Raw genomic sequence first — 12,052 nt, forward strand, 5'->3', positions numbered from 1 at the left:
TCATGCTAGAGATAAAATCAAGTACTATGCGATTGCCTCCGAGCGGGTATCGTTTACACCGTTTTCCGCCTTTAGCGCAACCTAAGACTATCGAAGACGAATTCGGGCTAGATAACCAAGGCTGGCAAGAACCTCAAATTGATATCCAACAGCAACTTGAAGAAGGTTTTCAACAAGGTTTGCAACAAGGACATGAGGAAGGCTTACGCCAAGGTATCGAACAGGGCAAGCAACAAGGTCTGTTGGAAGGCCAAAAAGAAGGTTTCCAAAAAGGCTTTGTTTCCGGTGAGCAGTCTGGAAAGCAAGGCTTTTTGGAGGCGGCGAAGCCTGTCAATGAACTTTTTCACGCCCTTTCTCGTTGGCAGGATGAAAAAGAGCAGCAACAACGTCATATGATTTGTGAACTGGTACAAAAGGTAGCTCAGCAAGTGATTCGTGCCGAGCTCACTTTAATGCCTCAGCAGATCCTAGCTTTGGTGGACGAGACATTGTCTGCAATGCCTGGTAAAGCGGAAACAGTAACTGTGCATTTAAATCCGCAAGATTTAGAGCGTATTACTCACATCAATGCTGATTTGCCGCAATCTTGGAAACTGGTCCCTAATACGGAGCTTCCTATTGGTGGCTGTCAGTTAGTGACTGATGACGCAGAAGCGGATGCGAGCTGCGACTCTCGTTTGGAAGCCTGTATGGACAATGTAAAGCAACACCTTTTGGATGAAGTCAGTATTCCACAGGTAGAGTCTGAGCATGAGTAATACCCTAAGCCATGAACTATTAAGTGAGCGTTTGAGCGAAGCCTTGGCTTCGCTTGATTCAATCCCTGTTGCTCGCGTAACAGGGCGATTGATAAAAGTAAACGGTTTAATGTTACAAGCCGTAGGGTGTCGGTTTAAGCTTGAGCAGCGTTGTCTCGTAGAAACCGCGGAAGGCGATATGATCGAAGCGCAAGTTGTGGGCTTTGAACACACTATTGCTTACCTCATGCCTATCCGCCGTTTAGGCGGTCTGTTTGCAGGTGCAAAAGTCATCCCTCTTGATGGTGACAGTACCGTGCAGCTAAGCTCTCAGTGGTTAGGACGCGTACTGAATGGTTTAGGTGAGCCGTTAGATGACGGGGCACCGCTTAAGGGGGGAGAGCGAGTTTCACTTGAACCAAAACCGATTAACCCACTGAAGCGACGCCCAGTTGATACACCACTCAACGTAGGCGTGCGTGCGATTAATGGACTATTAACGGTAGGCAAAGGCCAACGTATTGGTTTGATGGCTGGCAGTGGCGTCGGTAAAAGTGTGTTAATGGGGATGATCACCAAAAACACGGAGGCCGATGTAATTGTGGTCGGGCTTATCGGTGAGCGAGGCAGAGAAGTACGTGAGTTTATCGAGAGAAACTTAACCCCAGAAGCACGCAAGAAAGCGATCATTATCGCGGCTCCTGCTGATGAATCCCCGCTAATGAGGTTAAGAGCGACACTACTTTGTCATCGCGTTTCAGAGTATTTCCGAGACCAAGGCAAAGACGTTCTACTTCTGATGGACTCTCTAACCCGATACGCCATGGCACAGCGCGAAATCGCTCTTTCGCTCGGAGAGCCTCCAGCTTCTCGTGGTTATCCGCCCTCAGTCTTCAGCGTGTTACCTCAACTCCTAGAGCGAGCGGGTAACAGTGAAAATCAACATGGTAGCTTAACGGCAATTTATACCGTATTGGCAGAAGGGGACGACCAACAAGATCCTGTCGTGGATTCCGCGCGCGCCATCTTAGATGGGCATGTCGTTTTATCGCGTCAACTGGCTGAGCAAGGGCATTATCCCGCGATAGATATCAACGCGTCTATTAGCCGTTGTATGAATACTTGTACGCAGGACGCACACAGCACGATTGCGAATAACTTCCGTCAAATGTACTCCAACTACCTTCAGGTTAAAGAGTTACTGCCATTAGGGGGTTATCAACCAGGACAAGATCCTGAGTTAGATCAATCTGTTGCTATGTATCCAAATTTGCGTGCATATCTACAACAAGCTGCCAACGAGTCTGTAGATTACCCAACCAGTTTGACCGAGCTCGCGCAGCTTTTTCAAAGTGCTTAATCAAATGGGAGTGACAAGGCTGAAATGAAATCCAAGTTAAAAGCCGTAGGCAAGTTACAGCAAATGGAAGAAAAACAGCGTGACCGTGTGGGTCAACAACTTGATGCCATGCGTCAGCGTCACTCCCATCTTTCAATGCAATTGGAACAGTTGTCGGCGTTGAAAGGCCACGCTGGACAATCAACCCGAACCGGCCCGACGCTGACGAGCGCGGCTTTGATGAACTTTAATCGTGTTGACCAAATGCTACAAAGAATGCTTCGTCACCACGAGCAAGAGCAAGCCGTTATGCAAGCGGAATGTGCATCTGTACAGAAAACGCTAGAACACAAGCACGCACGCGTTCAAGGGTTAGAAAAAGTGCTTGATCGTTGGCGTACTAAGCAGAACTATGAAAAAGCGAAAAAAGAGCAAAAGATGATTGAAGACATCATTAACTCTCGCGTTAAGCGCAAGATATTATGATGTCTTGTTGACGCTACTAGGAGCGCGAATAATTTCTGCGGTGTCTCAGCCAACCAAACCAGCCTCCAAGCATGATCAACCCTGATCCGAGAGCACCGCCGCCACTGCTGCCGTTGTTACCAAAGCCAGATGTGTTGGTATCGACAGGCTCAAAGCCAGAGTCCCCTTCGCTATGATAATCTTCCGAACTTGCTAAGAGGGCGTTATAACTGGTTTTTACACCTGAGCTGGTTTGGGTCTCAATCCATGTTGCATAGTTCAAAATCTCGGTAAACACACTTGGAATCGCAGCGGATTCGCAAACTGAAGAACCGTAGCTCACAATGCCAATTTGCTGATACATGCCATTATTGTCTTGATAGGTGAGAGGACCGCCTGAGTCACCACGACAGATACCAGTGTAGCTTCGTTCAGGAAATCCATTCGCACATAAACTTTCCTGAGCGTTAAACCCTGTTACCAACGAAGCGCATTGGGTGTCGGTAAGGGGTTTTACTTCTGCCCAGCGTAAATAGTTAGGGGGGCTTTCATCATTGGTTGAGGTCTGACCTAAACCGAATATCTGATAAACTGACTTGCTGCTGTAGTCTCCAAAGTCTTGCGGTAAAGTGATGGATTGGACGTTATCGGTGATAGGTCTAGTCAATTCAAGGACAGCGATGTCATTAATCCATAAATCGCTAGGCACATAATCAGGATGAATCGTGATAGAGCGAACATCTTTGAATTCTTCAACAAACACGTCATTCATCGTAGGGTTTTTGACTAACACTCGTAGGTCGTTGATTGTCCAGCCGTCAGTAAAAACGCTTGGTTCTACGCAGTGAGCCGCAGTTAAAATGAAGCGGTCGTTTACAATGGTTCCCCCACAAATATTGGCAAACTGATTAGCGCCAGTTTTATGTAGAATAAGACGTGCAAAAAAAGGAAGTTGGTTTTGGGTAGCCTGCTGACCCCCAATAATTGCCGTGGAGATCCCTTGTTCTGAAAGGCGGTTATCATTTTCTACTTCAGCGGTCGTACTCAAAGATACTGCAAAACAGAGTGCGCTTAGCCATATTTGATACTGCTTCATAAACCATCCTTGGATGAAAAGTGCTCTTCTAACTTTATACTAGTTTTTCAGTGAATGTGCTTAACAAAAGTTTCTAATAGTTGAATGATTGTTGTAGCCAAGATCGCAACAGATGAAACGATTCAAGCTTTAGCTTGTGTGGCGGGCATACAAAGTAAAGCTGTTGATGAGGATTAATGACGGGTTCACCCAGCTCGATTAGCTGACCATATTTGATGTCATCCTTCACAAACAAGCGATGAGTGACCAATAACCCCAAACGACGAGTTGTGGCCTGGACGGCTTGTATCGACATGTTAAAAGTGATTGGTTTTTTATTTTTAGGTCGCTGGATACCCGTCGCGTCCAGCCACACGTTCCAGTCATTTTTTCTTCGTTCGTTAGTAACTTCAATGATGGGATACTGCTTTAAGAGTTGAGTGATGTTTGAGTCCTTGGTCTTCGCTATCAATTCAGGACTGCACACCAAAACCAGTTCATCTTCACTGAGCTTTTCGCAGTAGTAATCCTGCCATTCTTCGGGATTTCCATGCACCAAGGCCGCGTCGATACCTTCTTGTTCTAAATTGAATCTGCCAGACAGGTTTGATAAACGAACGTCTAATTGAGGAGCAAATCCTTGTAAATCTGACATTCGAGGAATCCACCAGTGAAGAGCCAATGAATTCACCATATTGAGCGTAACACGCTGCAAGTTCTGATCTTGGATGAGTGCTTCCGTTGCATCGACAATTTGCTCTAAAGCCGGTGCCACCTTCCTGTAATACTTTTTACCGTCCGCGTTGAGTTGAACTTGTCTGCCTATGCGATCAAATAGAGGCTTGTTGACTTGACTCTCCAGCGATTTAATTGCCTGACTTACGGCTGAGTGGCTCACACTTAATATCTGTGCTGCTTCTGTCATGCTGCCAGACTCAGCTACTGCAACAAATGCGTAGATGGACTTTAAGGGGACTAGTTTCCGCATAATTTAAAAACCGTAGCTGGTGATAGATAAGTTAAACTGTAAGTTTTTCTTACATCAATGGTTAATATTACTCGCTATTTACGATAAGTGATGTCTTTTAAAATGCTCCATATATTAAGGAGTATTGAATGAATGCTGTAAATAAATCTATCCTTTTCATGTTGATGTCTACGTTAAGCTTATCTGTTACTGGACTGTTAGCAAAGCAGTTGTCAGGCGAACTTTCCGTCACACTATTTAGCTTCTTACGTTTTTTGGTGCCTGCGCTTATCTTGCTTATCTTACTTCGTGTGAAAAACCTTACCTTTCCTAAAGCGGGCACGCTAAAGCCTATTTTATTGCGTGCTCTTTGTATCGGTTTGTCACAACTTTGCTTTATCGCGTCATTACAAACGTTAACGCTCGTTGAGGGGGTCGTTTTGTTTGCTACTGGCCCATTATTTATTCCCTTGGTTGAAAAGCTGTTCATGAGGGGGCGCATTCGTGTTTCAACATTGGCGGCTTTAGCAATGGCGTTCACTGGTGTGGTTATGTTGGCGGGCGGTGGAAGTGAGATCACATGGCGAGCGGATTTATTGCTCGGCTTGGCTGGTGGACTCTTCAATTCTGGTTCTCAGCTTACGTTATATAAAGTGAGTAAAACAAATATGTCGCCGCTAGAAATCAACTTTTGGGCGTTTGGTTTTGCTGCCGTATTTCTGTTGCCGCTAACTTTGTTTAACGACTTCGACGTGTTACTTAATATGAGTGTTATGGCGCCTGAGATTTCTTCAAATATGCTGTGGATCGGTATGATGTCTCTGATGATCATTAACACCCAAGTTTTTCGCTCCAAAGCATATAAACTGGCAAGCAGTGGCTCTCAACTTGCACCACTCATTTTTACTAACTTATTGTTCACTGCGGTTTGGCAGAGCCTGTTTTTTGAAGACCGAATGAGTCAAAGTCAAATTGTTGGGATGAGTTTAATAGTGCTCGCAATCATACTGAACACATGTTGGGTTCGCTTTACGGCGCATCGCAGTGGCGGTTTACAAGCGAGAACTTCTTAGTCTGTCGGAAAATGAAGGGGGCAGGTAGATAAATTGGTCGTGTGGTTTGATTTTTCCTGAGTATGGGCTAGCGTCAAGAAAGGTTCAAGGAGAGAAATCATGCTTACGCTAAATTATTACGTTGAAATTTCGGCGACACCGCAACGAGTGTGGGAAGTGCTAACCGATGTTGAGTTGTATAAACGTTGGGCGCAAGCCTTTTCACCGCAGTCTCAATTTGAAGGAGCTTGGGAAGAAGGAGGTGGCATCACTTTTTTTGATCCAGATATGGGCGGGACAAGGGCGATCATAGATACGGTGCTACCGCTTCAAAAACTTGAATTTCATCATGTTGCCATTTTTAATCCGGATAATCGTCAACAACTCGATGCTGACCTAGCATCTAGGTGGATCGGATCGCGAGAGATCTACCAGATCGATACCAACAACAATCGTTTACTACTCAATGTTACCATCCATACTCACAACGACTTTGTTTCTATGTTTAATCACGGATGGGAAAAAGCCTTACCCTTGATAAAAGCCATTTGTGAAGAGCAAGCTTAGGGTTCTTGCTTATCTTGGGCTGACGATGCGTTGCCTGAAGGTATACAATAGCACGCAAGATAGCGCACCTAAGAGAGTGGATGATGGAATTTAAAGTTGATACCCATACACATACGTACGCCAGTGGTCACGCGTACAGTACCTTGATTGAAAATGCAAAGTTGGCAAAAGAGAACGGGCTGGATATGTTCTGCACGACCGATCACGCAGAATCAATGCCGGGTGCGCCTCATTACTGGTTCTTCTCGAACCAGAAAATTCTGCCTCGCTTTCTTGAAGGCGTTGCGATTATTCGTGGCGTTGAATCTAACATTATGAATACCGAAGGCGACATTGATATTCCACTGAGTGTGGACCGCAACTTAGATTGGGTGATCGCGAGTTTTCATGAACCCGTTTTTCGTCCTGCAAACAAGCAAACTCACACGGAAGCACTTGTTAATGTCATTCAGAGTGGTCGTATTGATGCGCTCGGTCATCTTGGTAATCCAAATTTCGACTTTGATTTTCAGACCGTTTTAGCGTGCGCGAAAGAGCACAATGTCGCGATTGAAATTAATAACACCACGCTGAAAGGCAACAGCCGAGTAGGCAGCGTAGACCGTTGCCACGAGATTGCACAAATCGGGAAAGATCTCGGTGTTTTCTTCACCACGGGCAGTGACGCGCATTTCTGTCACGATGTTGGTAATCTGGATTTGGTTGGAGAGTTAATGGACAAAGTGGGTATTGATAGCAAGAAAGTGATTACTCACACCGCTCAGCAGTTTTTGTCTTTCTTAGCTTTGAGAGGCCGTAAACCAATTGCAGAATATGACAGCATTCTCAACGCATAAACTTGATTACATTTAAGGTATGCACCCGACGCCAGATTGCTTTACACTGCGACCCGGAAATACTCAACTAAGCTAGTTTTTCGCCTCTTATGGCGTAGGTTATTTGGGTGAATAAAGCCGACACAGAATTCGGCACTATAAATGGAGAAGTGAAAAATGTTACGTCCTTTAGTCCTAGGGTGTGCGATTGCGTTTGGCTCAACATACGCATTGGCAGAAGCGGTTGATTTAAAACAAAACATGAAACAGATGAAGATGGAATTCAAACAGGCGGCAGAAGCATCTGATGTCGAAACCATGAAATCTGCGATTGATAGCTTGCAAGCGATTGTTGAACAATCTAAGCGTGGTAATTACCCACCAGAGAAGTTTGATACTTACTTAGAAGGCTTTAACAAGCTGACGGTAACGCTAGATAAGATTGAAGCGGATCTTGATGCGGGCAAGCTACAAGAAGCGAAAGACCAACTGCGTGAAATCGATAGCCTTCGTGAAGAGTACCACGACAAACGCAATCCAAGCATTTGGAGCAAGTTGTTCGGCTAATTATCTACTGAGCGGAGCATTTGCTCGTGGCAGTGGGTTACGCGTTATTTCTAAGTAATGAATGAACACATTATCAGCCTGCCATTTCGGCGGGCTTTTTTGCGCCTGTCAATCGATGCATTCAAGAAAACCTGTGAGGTAGCAAGCACTTATTGATCCTGTTTTTGAGCTACCACTCAGAATTGGTTACGCTGTGTGAAATTTGTTAAGTCACCGTTATGCGTAGATTAATTCCTTTTTACCGCTCAATGTTATTTGCTAGTGCTCTCAGTTGGGTGCTAGTGACGCTGATGCCTGTTATCAATGCTCATGGTAACAGCATGGGCGTGTGGGCGACGCTATGTACGCTTAACGGTTTTGAATTGGTTCAAATAGAAGAGGGCGACAATTCGGTTAGCCACAAAGGTAAGCCTTGTCCGTTTAGCCACTTCTCGACTTTTCATCACGATACACTTCCAACGACACCGATACTTTCAAGACAGAGCTTGGTGACTTCTGACAGCTACGCTTATTTGGCTCTAAGTGTGCGATTTGAAACACCAGTTCCTAGAGCGCCGCCGGTTTCCCTTTTCTCATAACGAAAACAATTACACGATACCCAAGTAACCTCGAGATGCTTGGTTCAGCGAGAATGACTTGGTTTGTAGACGCGGCGGCGATTTAAAGGTCTAGTGGGTCTAGATCAAGATATCGACAACAAAGTATACAAGCCAAGGCAACTCGCCCTTCGGGAGCGTGTCATTGCTCCGATTGCTGCTTCAAACAACTTGGAAAGAGTGGTCTATTACACAGCGTTGTTTTCTTTGCACTCGAATCAATGACAACGCTCTGAATCCAGCATCTTGAAGTCACTTGGGTATATAGTCAGCAACACTGCCACTTCGAGCAGTGGTACTCCCAAATCTAAGTCAAATAACGCCGCATACGAATGTGTATGTGCAGGATGCGTTTGGCTGCATTTGGGTGTTCAACAATGAAAAAAGGAAAATACACATGTTGAGAAACTCGGCAAAGCCTCAACTCAAGGAAGCCTCACGCGCAAAATCCATCTACTTTATGACGTGGCGATGGCACTTTTACGCAGGTTTGTTCGTCATTCCATTTATGCTGATGCTTTCCCTAACGGGGTTGGTGATGTTGTTTGATGATGAAATCGAACTGGCTCGATACGAAGCGACATTACAGGTTTCACCACAAGAGCAAATGGTTCCTGTCTCTGCACAATTAGAAACCGTAAAGCAGGCGTATCCCGATTTTAATGTCACCCAATTTGTACCTGCCAAAACGGCCGATATTGCCAACCGATTCTCGATTCAAAACCAAGAAGGCAGCTCTCTGATTGTTGCAGTAAATCCTTACACAGGAGACGTACAAGGCACCATTAACCGTGGTGATAGCATCTATGAACTGATGAACAGCATTCACGGCACCTTGCTCATCGGCGACCTAGGTGACCGCTTAATTGAAATCGCCGCAAGTTTGGGGATTTTGCTGTTGGTGTCTGGTTTGTACCTTTGGTTACCTAGAGACAACGCCAGCCGCGCCGGCTTTTTGAAAATCCGCTTTAACAATGGCCCTCGAATTTTGATTCGTGACCTGCATGCGAATTTAGGTGGTGTGCTGTCGATTGTGCTGTTGTTCTTTTTGATTTCAGGATTGTCGTGGGCAGGGATCTGGGGTGCGAAAATGGTACAAGCTTGGAATACCTTCCCAACCTATTACACATGGGGTGAGAAACCGGAATCCACACTGACACACAAAGATCTTAACCATGGTGCTTCAGAAGAGATGCCATGGAACTTAGAGCTTGCTGCTGTGCCTGAATCGAAAGATAAGCCCGCTCATGATCATGCCAACATGAAGGAAGAGATGGCATACGCAGGCAGCCATGATGCGCTCTCCATTGATGATATCATCCTCAAGGCTGAAATGTTGGGCTTCACTGGTTATAAGTTGTTTTTGCCGCGCTCTGAGACGGGCGTTTACACCGTTGCAGCTAACTCTATGGGCGGTGACATTTCCGACCCAAGACAAGATCGCACCAGCCACTTTGACCAATATTCCGGTCGCTTGTTGGTGGATGTAACGTGGCAAGATTACAGCCTATTTGCCAAGTTCATGGCGGCAGGTGTGTCATTGCATCAAGGTGATGTCAGTGTGCTTAACAAAGTGCTCAACGTGGTGTTCTGTTTGGCGTTCATCTTAATCTCAATTACAGGTGTGGTGATGTGGTGGATTCGTAGACCAAGTCGCAGTGCTGCATTGGGCGCGCCACCTAAGTTTCAGCAAGACGGTATTTGGAAGCTTGGCTTAGTAACGTTGGTGATATTGTGCTTGGCGTTCCCGATGGGTGGTTTGGCAATTGTTACGGTTCTCGCACTGGATTGGCTGTTGTTTAACCGCGTCGAGAAGCTGAAAACGGCGTTGAATTAGTAAAGACAAAGAATGGAATAGTAAAAGAGCCAGCGACGTGCTGGCTCTTTTTATTTCTGGTAAATCTCCAGTGGCAAGCCATCTGGATCTTGGAAGAAGGTAAAGGCTTTGCCTGTGAATTCGTCAATACGAATTGGCTCAACTTCAACGTCATTCGATTCTAGGTAGGCTTTCACCTGTTCAACATCATCTACCAAAAACGCGAGATGTCGTAGCCCTTGTGCTTCAGGAAAGCTCGGTCTCTCTGGTGCGCCCGGAAAGCTAAACAGTTCCACTTGGCTGCCGTCAGGTAAAGCGAGGTCAAGCTTGTAGGAGTCTCTGGCTTCACGATAGTTTTCAGCAATGACTTTTAATCCCAACACTTCAGTGTAAAAGCGTTTTGACCTTGGGTAGTCGCTGCAAATGATCGCGACGTGATGAATGGCATTAAACATGGTTAGCCTCTTCAAACATGGCTCGTATCCTCAAGCATGGTTAGTGTCCTCGGAGACTAAATGCTCCTTAACGAAGTCGATAAACACGCGCAGACGAGCAGGCATGTATTTGGTTTGTGCATACTGCATCGCGATAGCGCCGTGGTAGTTACTCTTGATCATCCAATCCGGTAATACCTCCACCACTTCTCCTTGCTCTAACGCGTCTTTGATCACGAAGTCATGGAAGATCCCAATTCCCAAGCCAGACTTAACCCCGTTCAAGCGCATTTGAGAGTGGTTGACGGCGTAGCGTCCACTTACTGCAATCGAATGAAAGGCTTCCTCTTTAAAGAACGACCAGATGTTGTCTTTGTCGTTCTCGGCAAGGTAAATACAGTCGTGCTGCTCAAGCTCGGTTGGGTGCTCAGGCATACCGTGTTTGGCTAGGTAATCTGGAGAGGCGCACAAAACGAGATTGGTCTTGCTGATCTCTTTGAGGACCAGATTCTCATCGGGTTTGTCGGTGAGCTTAAATGCGACATCAATTCCTTGGCGGAAAAGATCGATCTCACCATCTGCTGCACGCAGCTTAAGCTGAATATTTGGATAACGTTCTAGGAATGGCAACACAAACGGTTGAAGCACCGAATTAAGAAATGCTTCAGGGGCTGCTACTGTGAGTGCGCCTGTTGGCTCAGCATGATCTTCCGCAGATAGCTCAACGGCTTGCTGCGCGGCATTCACCATTGCGATGCTTTGGTCGTAAATCTTTTGTCCTGCTTGAGTGATGATCAACTTACGAGTCGTGCGCTCAAACAATTTGACCGAAAGCGCTTGCTCTAATCGTGTGATCAACTTACTTAAAGCCGATGGCGTCACGCCGAGTTGTTTGGCTGCTGCGGTAAAACTGCCTTCGTTTACCACTAAGATAAACGAAGCAAGATCAGGAAGTAGGGCAATGAGTTTTGGATTAACCATAATTGTTCAGTTCTGCGCAGCGGAATAACGATATTGTCTGGTACGGTTTCACGAGGTTCAAGTGTCACCGTCTCGCTTTAACGATATTTTGCCAAAAATGCATTGAGTGCAGGCAAGCCAGATTCACCAGTATGGTATTGTTGCCAACAGTGATAAATGGCCGTTTCGTGGTCTGCAATCAACTCGATAGCTTCTCGTTCAGCGATTGAATACTGCTGTGAAGCTTTCACTTCTTCATGCCACTCTCGATACTTGACCTCATAAGGTTCTACCCATTTCAGAAGAGTCGCCACCAACTCTTGCCATGGTAAACCAATCCATTTGGTTGCATCTTCCAAGCCTTTATCCAACATCTCTTGGTGTCGACTTTCGATATCCATACCATTTGTCAGCAGTACAGGTTTGAGCTTTTCTGCGGTGAGTTCTTCCACTTCAATCAAGGTTTGCCACAGCGTTTGTTGTTCACTTTGGGTGTAATGGCTCAAGTAGTGGTTGAAAAAAGCGATGCCGTAGATTTCGCCATAGTAGGCAGACAGAACGTTATCAATCATGGTGAGAATCGTGATTTAAACAGAGAATACCGCATTGTAGGAGGGGAAAGCGCGACGTGTAAATACCTGATTAAGAGTAAAAAAGTGCTG

General features: G+C 45.7%; 14 protein-coding genes. 9 read left to right on the forward strand and 5 right to left on the reverse strand.

The genetic code is table 11. The features are described from left to right. The first annotated feature begins 2 nt into the window (after window positions 1-2). From fliH to fliJ, 3 genes are read left to right on the forward strand one after another with little or no spacing between them, the layout of a single operon-like run. The gene (fliH, locus tag R7Z50_RS08325) at window positions 3-758 is read left to right on the forward strand and encodes a flagellar assembly protein FliH (RefSeq protein WP_064354936.1); all 756 of its coding nucleotides are present in this window, start codon (window positions 3-5) and stop codon (window positions 756-758) included. Next, complete coding sequence (gene fliI / locus R7Z50_RS08330) at window positions 751-2,097, forward strand: flagellar protein export ATPase FliI (protein ID WP_053350026.1); 1,347 nt, start codon at window positions 751-753, stop codon at window positions 2,095-2,097. The genes fliH and fliI overlap by 8 nt, the downstream gene beginning before the upstream one ends. Before the next feature lie 24 nt (window positions 2,098-2,121). Beyond that, on the forward strand, window positions 2,122-2,562 hold the full coding sequence (gene fliJ / locus R7Z50_RS08335; protein ID WP_017820533.1) for a flagellar export protein FliJ: 441 nt from the start codon (window positions 2,122-2,124) through the stop codon (window positions 2,560-2,562). Window positions 2,563-2,578: 16 nt separating this feature from the next. On the opposite strand, the gene R7Z50_RS08340 is transcribed toward fliJ, so the two are convergent. Both R7Z50_RS08340 and R7Z50_RS08345 read right to left on the reverse strand, forming a co-directional pair. Then, window positions 2,579-3,637, reverse strand: coding sequence for a S1 family peptidase (locus tag R7Z50_RS08340; RefSeq protein ID WP_025768593.1), 1,059 nt, complete (start codon window positions 3,635-3,637; stop codon window positions 2,579-2,581). 73 nt (window positions 3,638-3,710) lie between these two features. Further along, window positions 3,711-4,604: a LysR substrate-binding domain-containing protein gene (locus R7Z50_RS08345; RefSeq protein ID WP_033906699.1), complete on the reverse strand. Its 894-nt coding sequence runs from the start codon at window positions 4,602-4,604 to the stop codon at window positions 3,711-3,713. A gap of 128 nt (window positions 4,605-4,732) precedes the next feature. On the opposite strand from R7Z50_RS08345, the gene R7Z50_RS08350 reads away from it, so the two are divergent. The 6 genes from R7Z50_RS08350 (at window position 4,733) to R7Z50_RS08375 (ending at window position 10,017) form a co-directional block, all read left to right on the forward strand. Then, window positions 4,733-5,656, forward strand: a complete 924-nt coding sequence (locus R7Z50_RS08350) for a DMT family transporter (RefSeq protein WP_017634718.1) — start codon at window positions 4,733-4,735, stop codon at window positions 5,654-5,656. A gap of 99 nt (window positions 5,657-5,755) precedes the next feature. Further along, window positions 5,756-6,202, forward strand: coding sequence for an SRPBCC family protein (locus tag R7Z50_RS08355; RefSeq protein WP_054729972.1), 447 nt, complete (start codon window positions 5,756-5,758; stop codon window positions 6,200-6,202). Between the two features lie 83 nt (window positions 6,203-6,285). Continuing rightward, on the forward strand, window positions 6,286-7,038 hold the full coding sequence (locus R7Z50_RS08360) for a phosphatase (RefSeq protein WP_005375066.1): 753 nt from the start codon (window positions 6,286-6,288) through the stop codon (window positions 7,036-7,038). Between the two features lie 156 nt (window positions 7,039-7,194). Then, window positions 7,195-7,584: a cytochrome b562 gene (locus R7Z50_RS08365; RefSeq protein WP_318149008.1), complete on the forward strand. Its 390-nt coding sequence runs from the start codon at window positions 7,195-7,197 to the stop codon at window positions 7,582-7,584. A gap of 218 nt (window positions 7,585-7,802) precedes the next feature. Beyond that, the gene (locus R7Z50_RS08370) at window positions 7,803-8,162 is read left to right on the forward strand and encodes a hypothetical protein (RefSeq protein WP_080276971.1); all 360 of its coding nucleotides are present in this window, start codon (window positions 7,803-7,805) and stop codon (window positions 8,160-8,162) included. Between the two features lie 415 nt (window positions 8,163-8,577). Next, a complete protein-coding gene (locus R7Z50_RS08375) occupies window positions 8,578-10,017 on the forward strand; it encodes a PepSY-associated TM helix domain-containing protein (RefSeq protein ID WP_169629142.1) in 1,440 nt (479 codons plus the stop codon). A 50-nt stretch (window positions 10,018-10,067) separates the two neighbouring features. On the opposite strand, the gene R7Z50_RS08380 is transcribed toward R7Z50_RS08375, so the two are convergent. The 3 genes from R7Z50_RS08380 to R7Z50_RS08390 form a co-directional block, all read right to left on the reverse strand. Then, on the reverse strand, window positions 10,068-10,451 hold the full coding sequence (locus R7Z50_RS08380; protein ID WP_009704980.1) for a VOC family protein: 384 nt from the start codon (window positions 10,449-10,451) through the stop codon (window positions 10,068-10,070). Window positions 10,452-10,481: 30 nt separating this feature from the next. Further along, window positions 10,482-11,411, reverse strand: coding sequence for a LysR family transcriptional regulator (locus R7Z50_RS08385; protein ID WP_169629143.1), 930 nt, complete (start codon window positions 11,409-11,411; stop codon window positions 10,482-10,484). A 77-nt stretch (window positions 11,412-11,488) separates the two neighbouring features. After that, window positions 11,489-11,962, reverse strand: a complete 474-nt coding sequence (locus R7Z50_RS08390) for a hypothetical protein (RefSeq protein WP_318149009.1) — start codon at window positions 11,960-11,962, stop codon at window positions 11,489-11,491. Window positions 11,963-12,052 lie beyond the last annotated feature (90 nt).

The sequence above is a fragment of the Vibrio sp. 1249-1 genome, assembly GCF_033340495.1.

Excerpts from the sequence above, each read along its gene's own strand:
- R7Z50_RS08345 (WP_033906699.1), bottom strand. The coding sequence starts at position 4,604 with ATGCGGAAACTAGTCCCCTTAAAGTCCATCTACGCATTTGTTGCAGTA.
- R7Z50_RS08380 (WP_009704980.1), bottom strand. The coding sequence starts at position 10,451 with ATGTTTAATGCCATTCATCACGTCGCGATCATTTGCAGCGACTACCCA.
- R7Z50_RS08360 (WP_005375066.1), top strand. The coding sequence starts at position 6,286 with ATGGAATTTAAAGTTGATACCCATACACATACGTACGCCAGTGGTCAC.
- fliI (WP_053350026.1), top strand. The coding sequence starts at position 751 with ATGAGTAATACCCTAAGCCATGAACTATTAAGTGAGCGTTTGAGCGAA.
- R7Z50_RS08350 (WP_017634718.1), top strand. The coding sequence starts at position 4,733 with ATGAATGCTGTAAATAAATCTATCCTTTTCATGTTGATGTCTACGTTA.
- R7Z50_RS08390 (WP_318149009.1), bottom strand. The coding sequence starts at position 11,962 with ATGATTGATAACGTTCTGTCTGCCTACTATGGCGAAATCTACGGCATC.
- R7Z50_RS08375 (WP_169629142.1), top strand. The coding sequence starts at position 8,578 with ATGTTGAGAAACTCGGCAAAGCCTCAACTCAAGGAAGCCTCACGCGCA.
- R7Z50_RS08355 (WP_054729972.1), top strand. The coding sequence starts at position 5,756 with ATGCTTACGCTAAATTATTACGTTGAAATTTCGGCGACACCGCAACGA.
- R7Z50_RS08340 (WP_025768593.1), bottom strand. The coding sequence starts at position 3,637 with ATGAAGCAGTATCAAATATGGCTAAGCGCACTCTGTTTTGCAGTATCT.
- R7Z50_RS08385 (WP_169629143.1), bottom strand. The coding sequence starts at position 11,411 with ATGGTTAATCCAAAACTCATTGCCCTACTTCCTGATCTTGCTTCGTTT.
- R7Z50_RS08365 (WP_318149008.1), top strand. The coding sequence starts at position 7,195 with ATGTTACGTCCTTTAGTCCTAGGGTGTGCGATTGCGTTTGGCTCAACA.
- fliH (WP_064354936.1), top strand. The coding sequence starts at position 3 with ATGCTAGAGATAAAATCAAGTACTATGCGATTGCCTCCGAGCGGGTAT.
- R7Z50_RS08370 (WP_080276971.1), top strand. The coding sequence starts at position 7,803 with ATGCGTAGATTAATTCCTTTTTACCGCTCAATGTTATTTGCTAGTGCT.
- fliJ (WP_017820533.1), top strand. The coding sequence starts at position 2,122 with ATGAAATCCAAGTTAAAAGCCGTAGGCAAGTTACAGCAAATGGAAGAA.